This is a genomic window from Pseudomonas sp. p21 (genome assembly GCF_001642705.1).
Taxonomy (GTDB): Bacteria; Pseudomonadota; Gammaproteobacteria; order Pseudomonadales; family Pseudomonadaceae; genus Aquipseudomonas.
Window position 1 is genome coordinate 65662 of record NZ_LWBV01000001.1, and the last position, 16276, is coordinate 81937.

Here is a 16276-nt window from a genome sequence, read left to right on the forward strand (position 1 = left end):
ACAGGCTTCGAACCTTGTGAAGGACCTGTGGGAGCGGGCGCGCCCGCGAAGAAGGCAGTGAGGTACTGGATCATTGCACGTACTCAGAGGTGAATGGACAGGCCATCGGCCAGCGACTGCCGATAGGCCCGCCACGCCGGCACGCTGCCCATCAGCAGAGCAGCCCCCAGGATAATAGCCAGCAACATCCATTCATGAGCGCTTGGCATGGCCAGCGGCAAATACAAACCATAGTTGGCCTGTACATACCCCTGGGCCAGCGCGATACCCGCATACAGCAAGCCAAGCCCGGCGCCGATCCCGACCGCCGCCAGCGACAGCGCCTCCAGTACCAGCAGCCCCGCGATATGCCATGGCCTTGCGCCAACCGAGCGCAGTATCGCCATCTCCCGGCGGCGTTCGTTGAGGCTGGTGAGAATCGCCGTGAGCATGCCGATCAGGCCAGTCAGCACCACGAACAGCGAAACCACGAACAACGCCTGCTCCGCAGTGCCCATCAGGCTCCACAGTTCCTGCAGGGCCACCCCGGGCAGGATCGCCAGCAACGGCTCGCTGCGGTATTCATTGATCTCCCGCTGCAGGCTGAATGTCGCGATCTTGCTGTTCAGGCCGAGCATGAACGCAGTGATGGCGGCAGGTTGCAGGTCCATGCTCCGTGCCTGCTCGGCGCTGATACGCCCGGCACCTCGGGCCGGCACGCCGTTGTGCCAGTCGACGTGGATGGCTTCCATACCGCCCAGGCTGATATGCAGCGTGCGGTCGACCGGCGTGCCGGTGCGCTTGAGCACACCGACCACGGTGAATGGCTTGTCATCGTGCTTGACCAGGCTGATCGCGGCGACACCATGTGCCAGCACCAGCTTGTCGCCCAGCTTGTAGTGCAATGCCTCGGCCACTTCGGCGCCGAGCACCACCTCGAACGGATCATCGGCAAACGCGCGACCCTGGCTCAATTCCAGGTGCTGGCGGCGACCGTACTGGTAATGGCTGAAGTAGTCGCCGGTAGTGCCCATCACCCGGTAACCGCGGTGCGAGTCGCCCAGCGAGATGGGGATGGCCCATTTTACCCGCGGGTCCTTGGCGTAGTGCTCATAGCTGTCCCAGCGGATGTTGTTGGTGGCGTTGCCGATACGGAATACCGAGTACAGCAGCAGGTTCACCGAGCCGGAGCGGGCACCGACGATCAGGTCGGTACCGCTGATGGTGCTGGCGAAGCTGGCCCGGGCCTCGGTACGGACCCGTTCCACGGCCAGCAGCAGGCACACCGACAGGGCAATGGCAAAGGCGGTGAGGAATGCGGTGAAACGGCGGTTGGCCAGGCTGGCCAGGGCAAGGCGGAGCAGGTACATCAGGCCTCCCGGGGCTTGGCGGCACGGTTGAGTTCGGCCAGCGACAGGTGGCGGTCGAACAGCGGCGCCAGGCTCTGGTCGTGGCTGACGAACAGCAGGCTGGCACCGGCGGCGCGGCATTCATCGAACAGCAGGCGGATGAACGCTTCGCGGGTGTCGGCATCCAGCGCCGAGGTTGGTTCGTCGGCGATCACCAGTTCGGGCTGGCCGATCAGTGCGCGGGCGGCGGCAACCCGTTGTTGCTGGCCGATCGACAGGCTGTCGGCGCGGCGGGCGAGCAGGGCGGGGTCGCCCAGCCCCAGGTGGGCCAGCAGCGTGCTGGCCGCCTGGTCGACGCTGCCATGGCGCTGCTCGGCGCGGGCCTTGCGGCTGCGCGAGAAACGGCAGGGCAGCTCGACGTTTTCGCGAACCGAGAGGAACGGCAGCAGGTTGAACTGCTGGAAGATGTAACCGGTGTGGTCGACCCGGAATCGGTCACGGGCGCCTTGGCCCAGGCGGCCGAGGTCCTGGCCGAGCAACTGGATACGGCCCTGGCCCGGCACGTTGACCCCGCCCAGCAGGCCCAGCAACGTGGTCTTGCCACTGCCGCTGGGGCCCTTGAGAAACAGGGCCTCGCCAGCTTCCAGGCGGAATGCAGGAATGTCCAGCAGCGCGGGCTGGCCTGGCCAGGCGAACACCAGGTCATGCAGTTCGATCAACGGCTGGCGCATTCAGAACGCGACCGCGGCCTTGGCCGGCGTGGTTTCCACACCTTTCTGGCCATTGGGGCCGATCAGTTGCACGTTGATTTTCTGGGTGGCCGGGAAGGCCTTGAACAGCGGCGCGAGGTCCACCTGTACCAGTTTGTCTGGGTTGGCGCAGGTCAGCTGGTAGTGGGCGCCGATGTCGCTGTGCGGGTGGCTGTGCTCGTGCTCGTCACCGTCGTCGTCGGTTTTCGGGGCGTCACCGAACAGCGGGCTTTCCAGTTCCTGCTGGTCTTCCTTGCAGCCGGCGGCAGCGGGCAGGCCGAATAGCTTCATTGGTTGCTCGAGTTGCTGGCGCACCGCCGCGACCTTGGCCTTGTCGGCGTCGCTGTTGGCGGCGTGTTCGAAGCCGACCAGGTTCATGGCCGGGCTGTCCAGCTCCAGCTCCAGGGTGTTGCCATCGAGTACGGCGTTGAGCTTGGCCACGCCATGCTCGTGGGCACCGAGGGTGCCATGGGCGTGGTCATGATCATGGTCATCAGCGTGGGCATGGGCCAGGGGCAGCAAGGCGAAGGGCAGGGCGAGCAACAGGCGACGCATGGACGACTCCGGAGCGGGCGGGAAGATTGGGTTATGTTATAACAACTTTTCCGCGTGCTGCCAGTCTGCGTGGCTCAGGTTTCATGTTGGGGTAGCATGGTGGCATTGACTTGGGTTCAAGGAATGCAGCATGAGAATTCGTGGACAGATTGGTGATTGGCCTGTGGATCTGACCATCGAGCTGGCGCCGGAAGAGTGGGCGCAACTGGGGCGGCAGATCGAATTGCCCGCGGTGGTGCAGACCGCCGCAACGGAAACCGTGGCGACAACTCGTCAGGATGACGGGCAATGGACTGCGGCACGTGAGGTGTTGCGCCTGGCAGGGCAGATGAGCGGGCCGGAATTGCTGGATCGGTTGGAGGGGCTGGCGGGGAGTACGGCGGCGGGTAAACGGCTGTTGGTGCGGTTGCGGCATAGCAGTGAGGTGAAGGTGGAAAGTGGCGTGGACGCGCCGGTGTATCACTGGGTGGGATAGATCTCTATTGGCTGTGCTGGCCTCATTCGCGGGCATGCCCGCTCCCACAGTGAGTACAGTGCGTACCCTGTGGGAGCGGGCGTGCCCGCGAACGAGGGTGAAGCCCTCGCAAATAACTTCAGGTCAGAACATCGCCGCCGACAACTTGCGACGATACACGCCGACCAGCGGGTGATCCCCGCCCAGCAACTCGAACACTTGCAGCAACGCCTTTTGCGGCAGCCCGTTCTCATAGCCACGGTTACGCTGGAACAGCTTCAGCAACCCCTCCAGCGCCGCTTCATACTGCTGGCGCGCCAGTTGCTGGATGCTCAGCTGATAGGCCGCCTCGTCATCCTGCGGGTTCTGCGCCAGGCGGCTCTTCAGGTCGGCCACTTCCGGCAGGCTGGCAGCCTGGCGCAGGAAGGTCAGCTGGGCCTTGGCACCTGCCAGGGCAGCCTTGTGCTCGTCGGTCTTGACTGCATCCAGCACCACCTGGGCTTCACCCAGCTCCCCGCGCTCGGCCAGGCAGCGGGCGTACAGGATCAGCGCCTCGGCATTGCTGTTGTCCTCACCCAGCAGCGCCTGCAGCAGCGCTTCGGCCTCGGCAAAACGGCTTTCGGCAAACAGCGCCTTGGCTTGTTCCAGCGGCGAAGCAACGGGCGCGGCAGGCAGTTGCACGTGCGGTTCGAGCATGGCGCGGATCGCCGACTCCGGCTGTGCACCGGCAAAGCCGTCCACCGGTTGACCGTCCTTGAACAGCACCACGGTCGGCAGGCTGCGGATGCCGAACTGGGCAACCACCTGTTGCTCCACGTCGCAGTTGATCTTGGCCAGCAGCAGCTCGCCCTGGTAACCCTCGGCGATCTTCGCCAGCAGTGGCATCAGTGCCTTGCACGGCGCACACCACTCGGCCCAGAAGTCCACCAGCACCGGCTTGTGGAAGGAGTTCTCGATTACCAGTTGCTGGAAGGTGGCATCGGTGGCGTCGAAAATGTAAGGCGTGTCTTGGCTCATTGCGACTCTCGCAAACTCGTGAATGACACCACTATAAGGTGTCGCGGCTGGCGTGGTACAGGCTGACCCGGCGGAATTCGTGCGGCTCGGCCAGGTCTGGCAGGGTCAGCGCTTCCAGTACGCCCAACTGCTGGTATAGCGGGTGGCTGAAGTCGCGTACCCGCGAGTCGGCCACCAGCGCCTGGCGCCCGCGGCCGAGGAAGGCATCCAGCAGCGGCAGGTTGGCGCGGTCGTAGAGCACATCGGCAACCAGGATCAGGTCGAAGCGGTCGTCTTCGGCAAAGAAATCGCTGCTGTAACCCAGCTCCACCCCGTTCAGTGCGGCATTCGCGCGGCAGGCATCGAGGGCCAGCGGGTCGAGGTCGCAGGCTACCACTTCCAGCGCACCGGCGCGGGCGGCGGCAATGCCGGCGATGCCGGAGCCGGCGCCAAAGTCCAGCACGCGCTTGCCGGCTACCCACTCCGGGCGCTCGGCCAGGTAACGGGCCATGGCCAGGCCGCTGGCCCAGCAGAAGCTCCAGTAGGGCGGTTCTTCAAGAATGCGCCGGGTCTCCTCGCTGCTGAAGGCGCGGTCCATGTTCTGGTCGTCGATCAGCCACAGCTTCAGGTCGCAGCCGGGCAGTTCGCTGATGACCAGGCGCGCTTCGCCGATCAGGCCGCTGAGGGCCTGTTGCAGGGGCTGTTGTAGGGAGATTGGCCCCACTTACGGCGCCTTTTCGAAACGCAGCGGGCCGATGGCCTGGGTCTGGGCCTGGGTAATGCGCACCGGCGGCAGGTGCATGATCAGCTGGCCGGAGCGGCTGGCGCGGCCACGCAGCTCGACCCGGGCACCGGCGGGGAAGGCCTCGGGGTTGAAGCGCAAGTGGTAGGGCAGGGCCTGGCCAGTGCCGGTCAGGTTGCTGCTGGCCAGCAGGCGTTGTGGGCGGTCGCGTTCGTCGATGACCAGCAAGGCCAGCTCCACGTCGGCACCGGCCGGGATCTCCAGCAAGGTGCCGCTCAGCTCGCGCTGGTAGGCCGGCAGCGGGCCCAGTACTTCGGCCGGCTTGGCCGCGCGGGCTGGCGTGGGGGCCGGAGGGGTGTCGGGCTTTGGCCTGTCGCTGCCGCAGGCGGCGAGCAGGGCGGCGCAGCACAGCACGACGAGCGCTCGGTAGTGCATGGGGTAGTCCTTCACGGGCAGATTTCCCATGGATGTTAACCCCTTTGGCTTGTCTTGCCAGTGGGATGCGCTACCATGGCCCTCCCTTTTTTTGTTGCCTGCCACCATGCACTGTCCCTTTTGCGGTGCCAACGACACCAAGGTCATCGACTCTCGCCTCGTCGCCGAGGGCGAGCAGGTGCGCCGCCGCCGCGAATGCGTCGCCTGCGGTGAGCGCTTCACCACCTTCGAAACCGCTGAGCTGGTGCTGCCCCGGCTGATCAAGCAGGACGGCACGCGCCAACCCTTCGACGAAGATAAGCTGCGTGCCGGCATGCAGCGGGCACTGGAAAAGCGCCCGGTCAGCATCGAGCGCCTGGAAGCGGCGCTGGCGCATATCAAGAGCCGCTTGCGTGCCACCGGTGAACGCGAAGTCAAATCGCTGGTGGTGGGTGAAATGGTCATGGCCGAGCTGCGCAAGCTCGACGAAGTGGCCTATATCCGTTTTGCCTCGGTTTACCGGCGCTTCCAGGACCTCGACGAGTTCCGCGAAGAAATCGACCGCCTGGCCCGCGAGCCGGCTAAAGAGTGAACATGCCCAGCCAAGCTGCCATCCTCGACGCCCACTACATGGCCCGCGCGCTGGAGCTGGCGCGCAAGGGCCTGTACACCACCCACCCGAACCCGCGCGTAGGCTGCGTGATCGTGCGCGATGGCGAGGTGGTCGGCGAAGGCTGGCATGTGCGCGCCGGCGAGCCGCATGCCGAGGTGCATGCCCTGCGCCAGGCCGGTGAGCGTGCTCGTGGCGCCTGTGCCTATGTCACCCTTGAGCCCTGCAGCCACCATGGCCGCACGCCGCCGTGCGCCGAAGCGCTGGTCAAGGCCGGCGTGGCGCGGGTGGTGGCCGCCATGCAGGACCCTAACCCGCAAGTGGCGGGGCAGGGCCTGCGGCGCCTGGCCGAGGCCGGTATCGAAGTGGCCAGCGGCGTGCTCGAGGCCGAGGCCCGGGCACTCAACCCCGGTTTCCTCAAGCGCATGGAACATGGCCTGCCGTTCGTTCGCGCCAAGCTGGCCATGAGCCTGGATGGCCGCACCGCCATGGCCAGTGGCGAAAGCCAGTGGATTACCGGCCCGGCCGCCCGCTCGGCGGTGCAGCGCCTGCGTGCCCGTTCCAGCGTGGTGCTGACCAGCGCCGCCAGCGTGTTGGCCGATAACGCGCGGATGACCGTACGTGGCGCCGAACTGGGCCTGGATGCCGAAACCACCGCACTGGCACTCAGCCGCACACCGCTGCGCGTGCTGGTCGATGGCCGCCTGCGCCTGCCGCTGGATGCACCATTCTTCCAGGCCGGCCCGGCCCTGGTGGTGACCGCTGTCGCAGATGACCCGCGCTATGCCGCTGCCGGCCACGAACTGCTCAGCCTGCCGGGCGACAATGGGCAGGTAGACCTGCCGGCGCTGCTGCAGGCCCTGGCGGCCCGTGGCGTCAACGAAATCCTGCTGGAAGCCGGTGCCGGCCTGGCCGGCGCCTTTGCCCGGCAAGGCCTGGTCGACGAGTACCAGTTGTTCGTCGCCGGCACCTTCCTCGGTTCCCGGGCCCGCCCGCTGCTGGACTGGCCACTGGACAGGATGAGCGAAGCGCCGCGACTGAAAATTACCGAAATGCGCGCAGTGGGCGATGACTGGCGGGTCACGGCCATCCCCCTGCCGGCGCCCGGCGTATAATGCCAGGCTTGCCCCGCGCAAACCGTTTTTGAGGAAGACCCCATGTTCACCGGCATCATCGAATCCATCGGCACCATCCGCAGCCTGACCCCCAAGGGTGGCGACGTGCGCGTCTACGTCGAAACCGGCAAGCTCGACCTGGGTGACGTCAAGCTCGGCGACAGCATCGCCGTCAACGGCGTGTGCCTGACCGCCGTCGAATTGCCGGGTGACGGCTTCTGGGCCGACGTCAGTGTCGAAACCCTCAAGCGCACCGCCTTCATCGACCTCAAGAGTGGCAGCAAGGTCAACCTGGAAAAAGCCCTGACCCCCACCACCCGGCTGGGCGGGCACCTGGTCAGCGGCCACGTCGACGGGGTCGGCGAAATCATCTCGCGCAGCGATAACGCCCGCGCCATCCAGTTCCGCGTGCGTGCACCGAAGGAGCTGGCCAAGTACATCGCCCACAAGGGTTCGATCACCGTCGACGGCACCAGCCTGACGGTCAACGAGGTCAATGGCGCCGAGTTCGAGCTGACCATTGTCCCGCACACCCTGTCCGAAACCATCATGGCCGACTACCGTGCAGGGCGTCGGGTGAACCTTGAGGTCGACCTGCTGGCCCGTTACCTGGAGCGTTTGCTGCTGGGTGACAAGGCCGCCGAACCGAGCAAGGGCAGTGGCATTACCGAAAGCTTCCTGGCCGCCAACGGCTTCTTGAAATCCTGATTGAGAAGGGGGTGCCGCGTGGCGCTCAACAGCATCGAAGAACTGGTCGAAGACATCCGCCAGGGCAAAATGGTCATCCTCATGGATGACGAAGACCGCGAAAACGAAGGCGACATCATCATGGCAGCCGAGTGCTGCCTGCCCGAGCACATCAACTTCATGGCCAAGCACGCCCGTGGCCTGATCTGCATGCCGATGACCCGCGAGCGTTGCGAAACGCTGAAGCTGCCGCTGATGGCGCCGCGCAACGGCTCGGGCTTCGGCACCAAGTTCACCGTGTCGATCGAAGCCGCCGAAGGTGTCACCACCGGCATCTCCGCCGCTGACCGCGCGCGCACCGTACAGGCGGCCGCCGCCAAGGATGCCAAGGCCGAAGACATCGTCAGCCCTGGCCACATCTTCCCGCTGATGGCCCAGCCTGGCGGTACCCTGGCCCGTGCCGGCCACACCGAAGCCGCCTGCGACCTGGCGCGCATGGCCGGGTTCGAGCCGAGCGGCGTGATCTGCGAAGTGATGAACGACGATGGCACCATGTCGCGCCGTGCCGAGCTGGAAGTGTTCGCCGCCGAGCACGGCCTGAAGATCGGCACCATCGCCGACCTGATCCACTACCGCATGATCCACGAGCGCACCGTGCAGCGCGTCTCCGAGCAACCGGTGGAGAGCGAGCTGGGCGAGTTCAACCTGGTCACCTACCGCGACGCGGTGGAAGGCGACGTGCACATGGCCCTGACCCTGGGCAAGATCTGCGCCGAAGAGCCGACCCTGGTGCGCGTGCACAACATGGACCCGCTGCGCGACCTGCTGCTGGTCAAGCAACCGGGCCGCTGGAGCCTGCGCGCGGCCATGGCCGCCGTGGCCGAGGCCGGCAGCGGCGTGGTATTGCTGCTGGGCCACCCGCTGGACGGCGACGTGCTGCTGGCGCACATCCGCGAAAGCGCCGGCGATGCACCGGCCAAGGCACCGACCACCTACAGCACCGTGGGTGCCGGTTCGCAGATCCTGCGTGACCTCGGCGTGCGCAAGATGCGCCTGATGAGTTCGCCGATGAAGTTCAACGCGATATCCGGATTCGATCTGGAAGTTGTAGAATACGTGCCCTCCGAGTGACTTGAGGCGGCAGTGACGCCCTCCAGCTCGAGTCCATACCCCTGTCGAGGCCGCCAGCATGCGGCCTCGCTCTTGAAGATGAGAATATCGGAATGACCCTGAAGACCATCGAAGGTACCTTCATCGCCCCCAAAGGTCGCTATGCTTTGGTGGTTGGCCGCTTCAACAGCTTCGTCGTCGAAAGCCTGGTAAGCGGTGCCGTTGATGCCCTGGTACGCCACGGTGTCAGCGAAAGCGACATCACCATCATCCGTGCCCCGGGTGCATTCGAAATCCCGCTGGTGGCACAGAAGGTCGCCCAGCAAGGCGCCTACGACGCGATCATCGCCCTGGGCGCTGTGATCCGTGGTGGTACCCCGCACTTCGAATATGTGGCGGGCGAATGCACCAAGGGCCTGGCCCAGGTGTCCATGGAGTTCGGTGTTCCGGTGGCCTTCGGCGTACTGACCGTCGACTCCATCGAGCAAGCCATCGAGCGTTCCGGCACCAAGGCCGGCAACAAAGGTGCTGAAGCTGCCCTGTCCGCTCTGGAAATGGTCAGCCTGCTGGCGCAGTTGGAGGCCAAGTGATTAGCGACGAAAGCGATCGTTTCAACCCGCGCGATCCAAAACCTGCGGATGCCGGCAAGCCCTCGAAGAGCGCCAAGCGCCGCGAAGCCCGCAAGCTTGCGACCCAGGCGCTGTACCAGTGGCACATGGCGCAGCATTCGCTGAACGAGATCGAAGCGCAGTTCCGGGTCGATAACGATTTCTCCGATGTCGACGGCGCTTATTTCCGCGAGATCCTGCACGGGGTCCCGGCAATCAAGAGCGAAATCGACAGCGCCCTGAAGCCATGCCTGGACCTGGCACTGGAAGAGCTCGACCCGGTCGAGCTGGCCGTACTGCGTCTGTCCACCTGGGAGTTCATCAAGCGTGTCGACGTACCGTACCGCGTGGTGATCAACGAAGGTGTCGAGCTGGCCAAGGTCTTCGGTGCCACCGACGGCCACAAGTTCGTCAACGGCGTGCTGGACAAGCTGGCCCCGAACCTGCGCGAAGCAGAAGTCAAGGCGAACAAGCGCTGATCCTGGCGCTTGCGGACCATGGGTGAGTTCGAGCTGATCAGCCATTACTTCGCCGCCGCGCCCTGTGCGCAAGGCGGTGAAGGCGTGGCCCTGGGCATCGGCGACGACTGTGCCCTGCTGAGCCTTCCCGCCGGCGAGCAACTGGCGGTGTCTACCGACACCCTGGTCGCCGGGGTGCATTTTCCGGCTGTGTGCGACCCGTGGTTGCTCGGCCAGCGCTCGCTGGCCGTGGCGGCCAGCGACCTGGCGGCCATGGGCGCCACCCCCATCGGTTTCACCCTTGCCCTGACCTTGCCCGAGGTCAGCGCCGACTGGCTGCAAGCCTACGCCAGTGGCCTGAACCGCATGGCCGGCCACTGCCAGCTGAGCCTGATCGGTGGCGACACCACCCGTGGCCCCCTGAGCATCACCATGACCGTGTTCGGCCGGGTTCCGGCGGGGCAGGCGTTGCGCCGTGACGGCGCTCGCCCGGGCGACCTGCTGTGCGTGGGGGGGGAGCTGGGTAACGCGGCAGGGGCCTTGCCACTGGTACTGGGCCAGCGCCAGGCCGATGCCGCGCTGGCGCAACCGTTGCTCGACCATTACTGGTCGCCGTCGCCGCAGTTCACCCTGGGCCAGCTGCTGCGCGGGCGTGCCACCTCGGCACTGGATATTTCCGACGGCCTGCTGGCCGACTGCGGGCATATCGCCAAGGCCTCCCGCGTGGCGCTCGAGGTGAACCTGGAGCAGGTGCCGGTGTCATCCGCCTTGCAGGGTTTCCTCGGCGCCGAGGCGGCCGTACAGGCGGCGCTGACTGGTGGCGACGACTATGTGCTGGCGTTCACCTTGCCGCCAGTCGAGCTTTCATCCCTGCAGGCACAAGGCCTGGCGGCATTCCACGTCATCGGGCGGGTGCTCGAGGGGCAGGGCGTCAGCCTGCGCGACCGGCAGGGCCAGGACATCACCCCGCGGCAACGCGGCTATCAACATTTTAGGGAGACACCGTGACCGATCACCCCAACCAGGTGCCTGCGGAGTTCGTTCCGCCTTCGGTCTGGCGCAACCCGTGGCACTTCATCGCCTTCGGCTTCGGCTCCGGCACCTTGCCCAAGGCACCGGGCACCTGGGGCTCGCTGGTGGCCATACCGTTCATCCCGCTGTGGCAGATGCTGCCCGACTGGGGGTACTGGCTGTTGCTGGGCGTGAGCATGCTGTTCGGCTTCTGGCTCTGCGGCAAGGTCGCCAACGACTTGCGTGTGCACGACCACGAAGGCATTGTCTGGGACGAGATCGTCGGCATGTGGATAACCCTCTGGCTGGTGCCGGAAGGCTGGCAGTGGCTGCTGGCGGGGTTCCTGATGTTCCGCTTCTTCGACATCCTCAAACCGTGGCCGATCCGCTGGGTCGACCGCCATGTGCATGGGGGCGTCGGGATCATGCTCGACGATATCCTGGCCGGCGTGTTTGCCTGGCTGGGCATGCAGGTTCTGGTGTGGGCGGTTGCCTGATACAGGGAGCGTGTGAATGGCCATGAGGACGATGCTGCTGGCAATGCTGCTGAGCCTTGCCCCGTGGGCGGCGGCTGCCGAAGGTGTGCCAAAGCACATCCACCTGGTCAGCGAAGAGTGGCTCGACTACACCGGCGCCGACGGTACCGGGTTAGCCTGGGACGTGCTGCGCAAGGTGTTCGAGCCGGCCGGGGTCAAGGTGGTGACCCTGAGCGCGCCCTACAGCCGTGCGATCGGATTGGTGAAGCGTGGTGAGGCTGACGCCTGGGTAGGCTCGTACAAGGAAGAGAACGACGACAACCTGTACCCGCGCTGGCACTTCGACATGGACCATATCTACGCCCTGGGGCTGGCCAGCAAGCCTGTGCCTACCCTGGAGAGCGTCGGCAAGTACCGCCTGGTGTGGGTGCGTGGCTACGACTACGGCAGCTACCTGCCGAACGTGCAGGAGTTCCGTGAAGTCCAGCGTCGCGAGGGCATCTTGCCGATGCTTGAGCATGACCGTGTGGACTTCTACATCGACGCCCTGACCGAGGTCGACTACGTGCTCGGCCAGGCCTCCCAGCCGGAGCGCTTCCGTCGCACCCATGTGGCCGAACTGCCGCTGTACCTGGCTTTTGCCCGCAACGACCAGGCCAGGGCCCTGCGCGACCTGTTCGACAAGCGCATGGCCGAACTGGTGCGCAGTGGCGAGCTGAAGGCGATTTTCCAGCGCTGGCAGCAGCCTTATCCGTTCAGTGCGGACAGCAAACCGCATTAAACAACCCGTTTCATGGGCTGACACGGGCCCTGTGGGAGCGGGCGTGCCCGCGAAGAATCCACCGCGGTGGTGGCACCGGCTACGCCGGTGTTCGCGGGCATGCCCGCTCCCACAGGATTGAGTACAGACCTCTGCTAAGCATCGAACTTTTCGATCTTAAGCCACGGTATTCAGCCAGCCCACATCCCTCAACCTGCTGATACAATCGGCCCACGAGAAATTTTCAACTTATTCCAGGAGCACAACGTGCCCGTCGTCTTTGTTGCCGCCTCTAAACTCCCGACTCCCTTCGCGACCTTCACCATGCATGGCTTCCTTGACGAAGCCACCGGCCGTGAGCATGTGGTGCTCAGCCTGGGTGACATCGCGGACGGCCAGCCGGTGCTGGGGCGCCTGCACTCCGAGTGCCTGACCGGCGATGCCCTGTTCAGCCAGCGCTGCGACTGCGGCTCGCAGCTGGAAGCGGCGCTGCAGGCCATCGCCCGCGAAGGCCGTGGCGTGCTGCTGTACCTGCGCCAGGAAGGCCGTGGCATCGGCCTGCTGAACAAGATTCGCGCCTACGAGCTGCAGGATGGTGGCGCCGACACCGTCGAGGCCAACGAGCGCCTGGGCTTCGCCGCCGATCAGCGCGACTACGCCATGTGCCTGCCGATGCTGGAGCACCTGGGCGTGAAGTCGCTGCGCCTGATGACCAACAACCCGCGCAAGGTCAAAGCCCTGACCGACATGAACATCGTTGTCGCCGAGCGCGTGCCGCTGCACACCGGGCACAACCCGCACAACCGCTACTACCTGGCGACCAAGGCCGGCAAGCTGGGCCACATGCTGGGTAACGAGCACCAGGGCGAGGTGCCTCAGGCGTGACCCGCGCCGAGGTCAAGCGGCGCCTGGCGCTGGCCTGGTGGCAGTACCTGGCGGTGGGCCTGGTGCCGCTGCCGGTGATGGCCTGGGCCTTCGGTGGCGGTGATGCGCTGGCCTCGGTGCTGGCCATGCCACTGTTCATTGCCGGCGCGGCGACCATGTTCCTCAGCCTGCCGCGCTTCGGTGCCTACAAGCACGCCCTCATTGCCACCTCCAAGGTGCTCGGCACTGGCGAAGAACCCGCCGCCTGGATCGAGCTGGCGCGGGTACGGCGCCTGGCCATGCTGTATGCCTGCTTTCCGGCCTGGGTCGCCGCCCTGTCGGTGCTGGTCGGCCTGGAGGTGGTGCCGCAGATCCTGCTGGCGTTGTCCTCCGTGGTGGTGCTGTACCTCTATCGCATTCCCCGCCAGCTCGGCTGATGCGCCTGCTGCCCGGCCTGCTGGCGCTGTTCGCCTGCTCCGCACTGGCCGGCGAACCCCTGCGGGTGGTCAGCCTGGCCCCATCGATGAGCGAGATCATGCTCGAACTGCAGGCCGATGACCTGCTGGTAGGTGTGCTCGACGGTGGCGAACGGCCGGCGGCGCTGCGCGAGCTGCCCTCGGTGGGTCGCCAGGGGCAACTGGACCTGGAGCGCCTGCTCAGCCTGCGCCCCGACCTGTTGCTGCTGTGGCCGGGCAGCGTGCCACCGGCCCAACGCGACCAGCTCAAGCGCTTGGGCATCGCCACCTTCAGCGCCGAACCCCATGATATCGGCCAGCTGATCGAGCAGATCGAAGCCATTGCCGGGCGTATCGGCCGTGCCGACCAAGGCCATCGGTATGCCCAGGCCCTGCGTGACCGGCTGCGGCAGCTGCGCCAGCAGTATCGACGTGACGAGCCTTTGCAGGTGTTCTACCAGGTATGGGACCGACCGCTGTATACGCTCGGTGGCCGGCAGGTGGTCAGCGATGCCCTGGCCGTGTGCGGGGCGCGTAATGTCTTCGCCGATCTCACCCAGCCGGCGCCGCAGGTCAATGTGGAATCTGTGCTGCTGCGCAATCCGCAGGTGATTCTGGCGGGTGATGAAGCGCAGCTGGCGAGCTGGAAGGCTTGGCCGCAATTGCGTGCGGTTGCCGATGATCGTTTGCTGGTGGTGCCCGACAAAGGCCTGGAGCGGCCCAGCGGGCAGATGATCGAAGCAACGGCGCGCTTGTGTGCGTTGCTCGAGGCTAAAGTACCAACGCCCAGGTGAGGTTCTGCGAGGGCTGCGCCCTCGATCGCGACGCAAGGCCGCTCCCACAGGGACTGCACAAGGCTTGGTGCTTGCACGACCTTTGTGGGAGCGGCCTTGTGTCGCGAAAGGGCCGCAAAGCGGCCCCGGGGATTACAACCCGAGCCTGGCCATCCGAGCCTTCACCGAAGCCTCGATCCCGGCCGCATCCAGCCCACACTCAGCCAGCATCTGCGCAGGCTTGGCGTGCTCGACATAGATGTCCGGCAACCCCAGATGCAGCAGCGGTTTCACGATCGCCTGGCTGGCCAGGAACTCACCAACAGCCGCACCGGCACCGCCCATGATGGCGTTCTCTTCGATGGTCACCAGTAGCTCATGGCTTGCGGCCAGCTCCAGCACCAGTGCCTCGTCCAGCGGTTTGACGAAACGCATGTCGACCACGGTAGCGTTGATCTGCTCGGCTACCTGCATGGCCTCGGCCAGTTGCACGCCAAACACCAGCAAGGCGACTTTCTCGCCCTGGCGACGGACCACGCCCTTGCCGATTTCCAGCGGCTGCAGGTCACCGCTGATCGGCGCGTTCGGGCCGGTGCCACGTGGGTAGCGCACAGCCGCCGGGCCGTTGTACAGGTGGCCGGTGCTGAGCATCTTGCGCAGCTCGTTCTCGTCGCTTGGGGTCATCACCAGCATGCCCGGGATGCAGCGCAGGTACGACAGGTCGTAGCTGCCCGCGTGGGTCGGGCCGTCTTCACCGACCAGGCCGGCGCGGTCGATGGCGAACAGCACGTCGAGGTTCTGTACTGCCACATCGTGGATCAGCTGGTCGTAGGCGCGCTGCAGGAAGGTGGAGTAGATCGCCACCACCGGCTTGCTGCCCTCGCAGGCCATGCCGGCCGCCAGGGTCACGGCATGCTGCTCGGCGATCGCCACGTCGAAGTAACGCTCCGGGTAGCGCTCGCTGAAATCGACCAGGTCGGAGCCTTCCTTCATTGCCGGGGTAATGCCCACCAGGCGGTTGTCGGCGGCGGCCATGTCGCACAGCCACTGGCCGAACACCGCAGAGTATTTCGGGCCGCTGGCTTTCTTCGGTGCGGCGGGCTTGTCGGCCGGCTCCAGCTTGGTGATGGCGTGGTAGCCGATCGGGTCAAGCTCGGCCGGGGCGAAGCCCTTGCCCTTCTTGGTCACCACGTGCAGGAACTGCGGGCCCTTGAGGTCACGCATGTTGCGCAGGGTGGCGATCATGGTCGGCAGGTCGTGGCCGTCGATCGGGCCGATGTAGTTCCAGCCCAGCTCTTCGAACAGCGTGCCCGGCACCAGCATGCCTTTGGCGTACTCCTCGGTGCGGCGGGCGATTTCCCAAGCGCCCGGCAGGCGCGACAGCACTTTCTTGCTGCCTTCGCGCATGCTCGCGTAGGTGCGGCTGGAGAGGATCTTGGCCAGGTAGTTGGACAGGCCACCGACATTGCGCGAAATCGACATGTCGTTGTCGTTGAGGATCACCAGCATGTCGGCGTTGACTTCCTGGGCGTGGTTCAACGCCTCGAAGGCCATGCCGGCGGTCAGTGCGCCGTCGCCGATCACCGCGATCGACTTGCGTGCGCTGTTCTGCAGGCGGGCGGCAATGGCCATGCCCAGCGCGGCGCTGATCGAGGTGCTGGAGTGGCCGACGCCGAAGGTGTCGTACTCGCTCTCGCTGCGGCGCGGGAAGGCGGCGATGCCGTCCTTCTGGCGCAGGCTGAGCATGCGGTTACGGCGCCCGGTGAGGATCTTGTGCGGATAGGCCTGGTGACCCACATCCCACACCAACCGGTCGTCCGGGGTGTCGAAGACGTAGTGCAGGGCGATGGTCAGCTCGATGACGCCCAGGCCGGCACCAAAATGCCCACCGGTCTGACCCACGGTGTAGAGCAGTTCCTGGCGCAGCTCGTCGGCCAGGGTCTCCAGGTCGGCTTCGGCCAGCCGGCGCAGGCCGGCAGGCGTGTCAGCGCGGTCGAGCAACGGCGTGACCGGGCGTTCGCGGGGGATCTCTTGAAACGTCGTGGGCATCAGGCGAGTCGTTATAGGTGTGTGAAGAGGCGGCAGTTTACCCCATTGTAGGAAATACTGCC

20 protein-coding genes are annotated in these 16276 nt (G+C 65.8%); 13 read left to right on the top strand and 7 right to left on the bottom strand.

Features of this window, described 5'->3' with window-relative positions; genetic code table 11:
• Nucleotides 1–83 precede the first annotated feature (83 nt).
• From A4C63_RS00385 to A4C63_RS00395, 3 genes are read right to left on the bottom strand one after another with little or no spacing between them, the layout of a single operon-like run.
• Nucleotides 84–1349 (bottom strand): ABC transporter permease, encoded by a 1266-nt coding sequence (locus A4C63_RS00385; protein ID WP_063911060.1) that lies wholly within the window; start codon nucleotides 1347–1349, stop codon nucleotides 84–86.
• Nucleotides 1349–2059, bottom strand: coding sequence for an ABC transporter ATP-binding protein (locus A4C63_RS00390; RefSeq protein WP_063911061.1), 711 nt, complete (start codon nucleotides 2057–2059; stop codon nucleotides 1349–1351). The genes A4C63_RS00385 and A4C63_RS00390 overlap by 1 nt, the downstream gene beginning before the upstream one ends.
• Complete coding sequence (locus A4C63_RS00395) at nucleotides 2060–2632, bottom strand: DUF2796 domain-containing protein (protein ID WP_063911062.1); 573 nt, start codon at nucleotides 2630–2632, stop codon at nucleotides 2060–2062. It abuts the gene before it with no gap.
• Nucleotides 2633–2762: 130 nt separating this feature from the next.
• Here A4C63_RS00395 and A4C63_RS00400 point away from each other — a divergent pair, with 130 nt between their 5' ends.
• Entirely contained in the window at nucleotides 2763–3107 is a 345-nt protein-coding gene (locus A4C63_RS00400) for a hypothetical protein (protein ID WP_063911063.1), read from the top strand.
• A gap of 123 nt (nucleotides 3108–3230) precedes the next feature.
• Here A4C63_RS00400 and trxA read toward each other — a convergent pair whose 3' ends face one another.
• Genes trxA through A4C63_RS00415 form a run of 3 tightly spaced genes read right to left on the bottom strand, consistent with a single transcriptional unit; the run spans nucleotide 3231 to nucleotide 5259 of the window.
• Nucleotides 3231–4103 carry a thioredoxin gene (gene trxA / locus A4C63_RS00405; protein ID WP_063911064.1) on the bottom strand — a complete coding sequence of 291 codons (873 nt, stop codon included), beginning with the start codon at nucleotides 4101–4103 and terminating at the stop codon, nucleotides 3231–3233.
• Nucleotides 4104–4134: 31 nt separating this feature from the next.
• Nucleotides 4135–4806, bottom strand: a complete 672-nt coding sequence (locus tag A4C63_RS00410) for a methyltransferase (RefSeq protein WP_063911065.1) — start codon at nucleotides 4804–4806, stop codon at nucleotides 4135–4137.
• A complete protein-coding gene (locus A4C63_RS00415) occupies nucleotides 4807–5259 on the bottom strand; it encodes a YbaY family lipoprotein (protein WP_063911066.1) in 453 nt (150 codons plus the stop codon). It lies immediately after the preceding gene.
• 106 nt (nucleotides 5260–5365) lie between these two features.
• Between A4C63_RS00415 and nrdR the strand changes: the two genes are divergently transcribed.
• From nrdR to A4C63_RS00475, 12 genes are all read left to right on the top strand, one after another.
• On the top strand, nucleotides 5366–5830 hold the full coding sequence (gene nrdR, locus A4C63_RS00420; RefSeq protein WP_011531964.1) for a transcriptional regulator NrdR: 465 nt from the start codon (nucleotides 5366–5368) through the stop codon (nucleotides 5828–5830).
• A 2-nt stretch (nucleotides 5831–5832) separates the two neighbouring features.
• Nucleotides 5833–6963, top strand: coding sequence for a bifunctional diaminohydroxyphosphoribosylaminopyrimidine deaminase/5-amino-6-(5-phosphoribosylamino)uracil reductase RibD (gene ribD / locus A4C63_RS00425; RefSeq protein ID WP_063911067.1), 1131 nt, complete (start codon nucleotides 5833–5835; stop codon nucleotides 6961–6963).
• A 42-nt stretch (nucleotides 6964–7005) separates the two neighbouring features.
• Nucleotides 7006–7671 carry a riboflavin synthase gene (locus A4C63_RS00430; protein WP_003255399.1) on the top strand — a complete coding sequence of 222 codons (666 nt, stop codon included), beginning with the start codon at nucleotides 7006–7008 and terminating at the stop codon, nucleotides 7669–7671.
• A gap of 18 nt (nucleotides 7672–7689) precedes the next feature.
• On the top strand, nucleotides 7690–8781 hold the full coding sequence (ribBA, locus tag A4C63_RS00435) for a bifunctional 3,4-dihydroxy-2-butanone-4-phosphate synthase/GTP cyclohydrolase II (protein ID WP_016484697.1): 1092 nt from the start codon (nucleotides 7690–7692) through the stop codon (nucleotides 8779–8781).
• Nucleotides 8782–8873: 92 nt separating this feature from the next.
• Entirely contained in the window at nucleotides 8874–9350 is a 477-nt protein-coding gene (gene ribE, locus A4C63_RS00440; RefSeq protein ID WP_003255395.1) for a 6,7-dimethyl-8-ribityllumazine synthase, read from the top strand.
• Nucleotides 9347–9847 carry a transcription antitermination factor NusB gene (gene nusB / locus A4C63_RS00445; protein WP_013970674.1) on the top strand — a complete coding sequence of 167 codons (501 nt, stop codon included), beginning with the start codon at nucleotides 9347–9349 and terminating at the stop codon, nucleotides 9845–9847. The genes ribE and nusB overlap by 4 nt, the downstream gene beginning before the upstream one ends.
• Nucleotides 9848–9865: 18 nt before the next feature.
• Nucleotides 9866–10834 (top strand): thiamine-phosphate kinase, encoded by a 969-nt coding sequence (gene thiL / locus A4C63_RS00450; protein ID WP_063911068.1) that lies wholly within the window; start codon nucleotides 9866–9868, stop codon nucleotides 10832–10834.
• Nucleotides 10831–11334, top strand: coding sequence for a phosphatidylglycerophosphatase A (locus tag A4C63_RS00455; protein ID WP_004376077.1), 504 nt, complete (start codon nucleotides 10831–10833; stop codon nucleotides 11332–11334). The genes thiL and A4C63_RS00455 overlap by 4 nt, the downstream gene beginning before the upstream one ends.
• A gap of 16 nt (nucleotides 11335–11350) precedes the next feature.
• A complete protein-coding gene (locus A4C63_RS00460; RefSeq protein ID WP_063911069.1) occupies nucleotides 11351–12094 on the top strand; it encodes an ABC transporter substrate-binding protein in 744 nt (247 codons plus the stop codon).
• Nucleotides 12095–12340: 246 nt separating this feature from the next.
• Nucleotides 12341–12958 (top strand): GTP cyclohydrolase II, encoded by a 618-nt coding sequence (ribA, locus tag A4C63_RS00465; protein WP_003260612.1) that lies wholly within the window; start codon nucleotides 12341–12343, stop codon nucleotides 12956–12958.
• The gene (locus A4C63_RS00470; RefSeq protein WP_063911070.1) at nucleotides 12955–13374 is read left to right on the top strand and encodes a hypothetical protein; all 420 of its coding nucleotides are present in this window, start codon (nucleotides 12955–12957) and stop codon (nucleotides 13372–13374) included. The genes ribA and A4C63_RS00470 overlap by 4 nt, the downstream gene beginning before the upstream one ends.
• Nucleotides 13374–14186: a cobalamin-binding protein gene (locus A4C63_RS00475; RefSeq protein ID WP_063911071.1), complete on the top strand. Its 813-nt coding sequence runs from the start codon at nucleotides 13374–13376 to the stop codon at nucleotides 14184–14186. The genes A4C63_RS00470 and A4C63_RS00475 overlap by 1 nt, the downstream gene beginning before the upstream one ends.
• A 132-nt stretch (nucleotides 14187–14318) precedes the next feature.
• Here A4C63_RS00475 and dxs read toward each other — a convergent pair whose 3' ends face one another.
• Nucleotides 14319–16214, bottom strand: a complete 1896-nt coding sequence (gene dxs / locus A4C63_RS00480) for a 1-deoxy-D-xylulose-5-phosphate synthase (protein ID WP_063911072.1) — start codon at nucleotides 16212–16214, stop codon at nucleotides 14319–14321.
• Nucleotides 16215–16276 lie beyond the last annotated feature (62 nt).

Excerpts from the sequence above, each read along its gene's own strand:
- A4C63_RS00475 (WP_063911071.1), top strand. The coding sequence starts at position 13,374 with ATGCGCCTGCTGCCCGGCCTGCTGGCGCTGTTCGCCTGCTCCGCACTG.
- dxs (WP_063911072.1), bottom strand. The coding sequence starts at position 16,214 with ATGCCCACGACGTTTCAAGAGATCCCCCGCGAACGCCCGGTCACGCCG.
- ribD (WP_063911067.1), top strand. The coding sequence starts at position 5,833 with ATGCCCAGCCAAGCTGCCATCCTCGACGCCCACTACATGGCCCGCGCG.
- A4C63_RS00400 (WP_063911063.1), top strand. The coding sequence starts at position 2,763 with ATGAGAATTCGTGGACAGATTGGTGATTGGCCTGTGGATCTGACCATC.
- A4C63_RS00430 (WP_003255399.1), top strand. The coding sequence starts at position 7,006 with ATGTTCACCGGCATCATCGAATCCATCGGCACCATCCGCAGCCTGACC.
- A4C63_RS00390 (WP_063911061.1), bottom strand. The coding sequence starts at position 2,059 with ATGCGCCAGCCGTTGATCGAACTGCATGACCTGGTGTTCGCCTGGCCA.
- trxA (WP_063911064.1), bottom strand. The coding sequence starts at position 4,103 with ATGAGCCAAGACACGCCTTACATTTTCGACGCCACCGATGCCACCTTC.
- thiL (WP_063911068.1), top strand. The coding sequence starts at position 9,866 with ATGGGTGAGTTCGAGCTGATCAGCCATTACTTCGCCGCCGCGCCCTGT.
- ribE (WP_003255395.1), top strand. The coding sequence starts at position 8,874 with ATGACCCTGAAGACCATCGAAGGTACCTTCATCGCCCCCAAAGGTCGC.
- A4C63_RS00415 (WP_063911066.1), bottom strand. The coding sequence starts at position 5,259 with ATGCACTACCGAGCGCTCGTCGTGCTGTGCTGCGCCGCCCTGCTCGCC.
- A4C63_RS00460 (WP_063911069.1), top strand. The coding sequence starts at position 11,351 with ATGGCCATGAGGACGATGCTGCTGGCAATGCTGCTGAGCCTTGCCCCG.
- A4C63_RS00385 (WP_063911060.1), bottom strand. The coding sequence starts at position 1,349 with ATGTACCTGCTCCGCCTTGCCCTGGCCAGCCTGGCCAACCGCCGTTTC.
- nrdR (WP_011531964.1), top strand. The coding sequence starts at position 5,366 with ATGCACTGTCCCTTTTGCGGTGCCAACGACACCAAGGTCATCGACTCT.
- A4C63_RS00395 (WP_063911062.1), bottom strand. The coding sequence starts at position 2,632 with ATGCGTCGCCTGTTGCTCGCCCTGCCCTTCGCCTTGCTGCCCCTGGCC.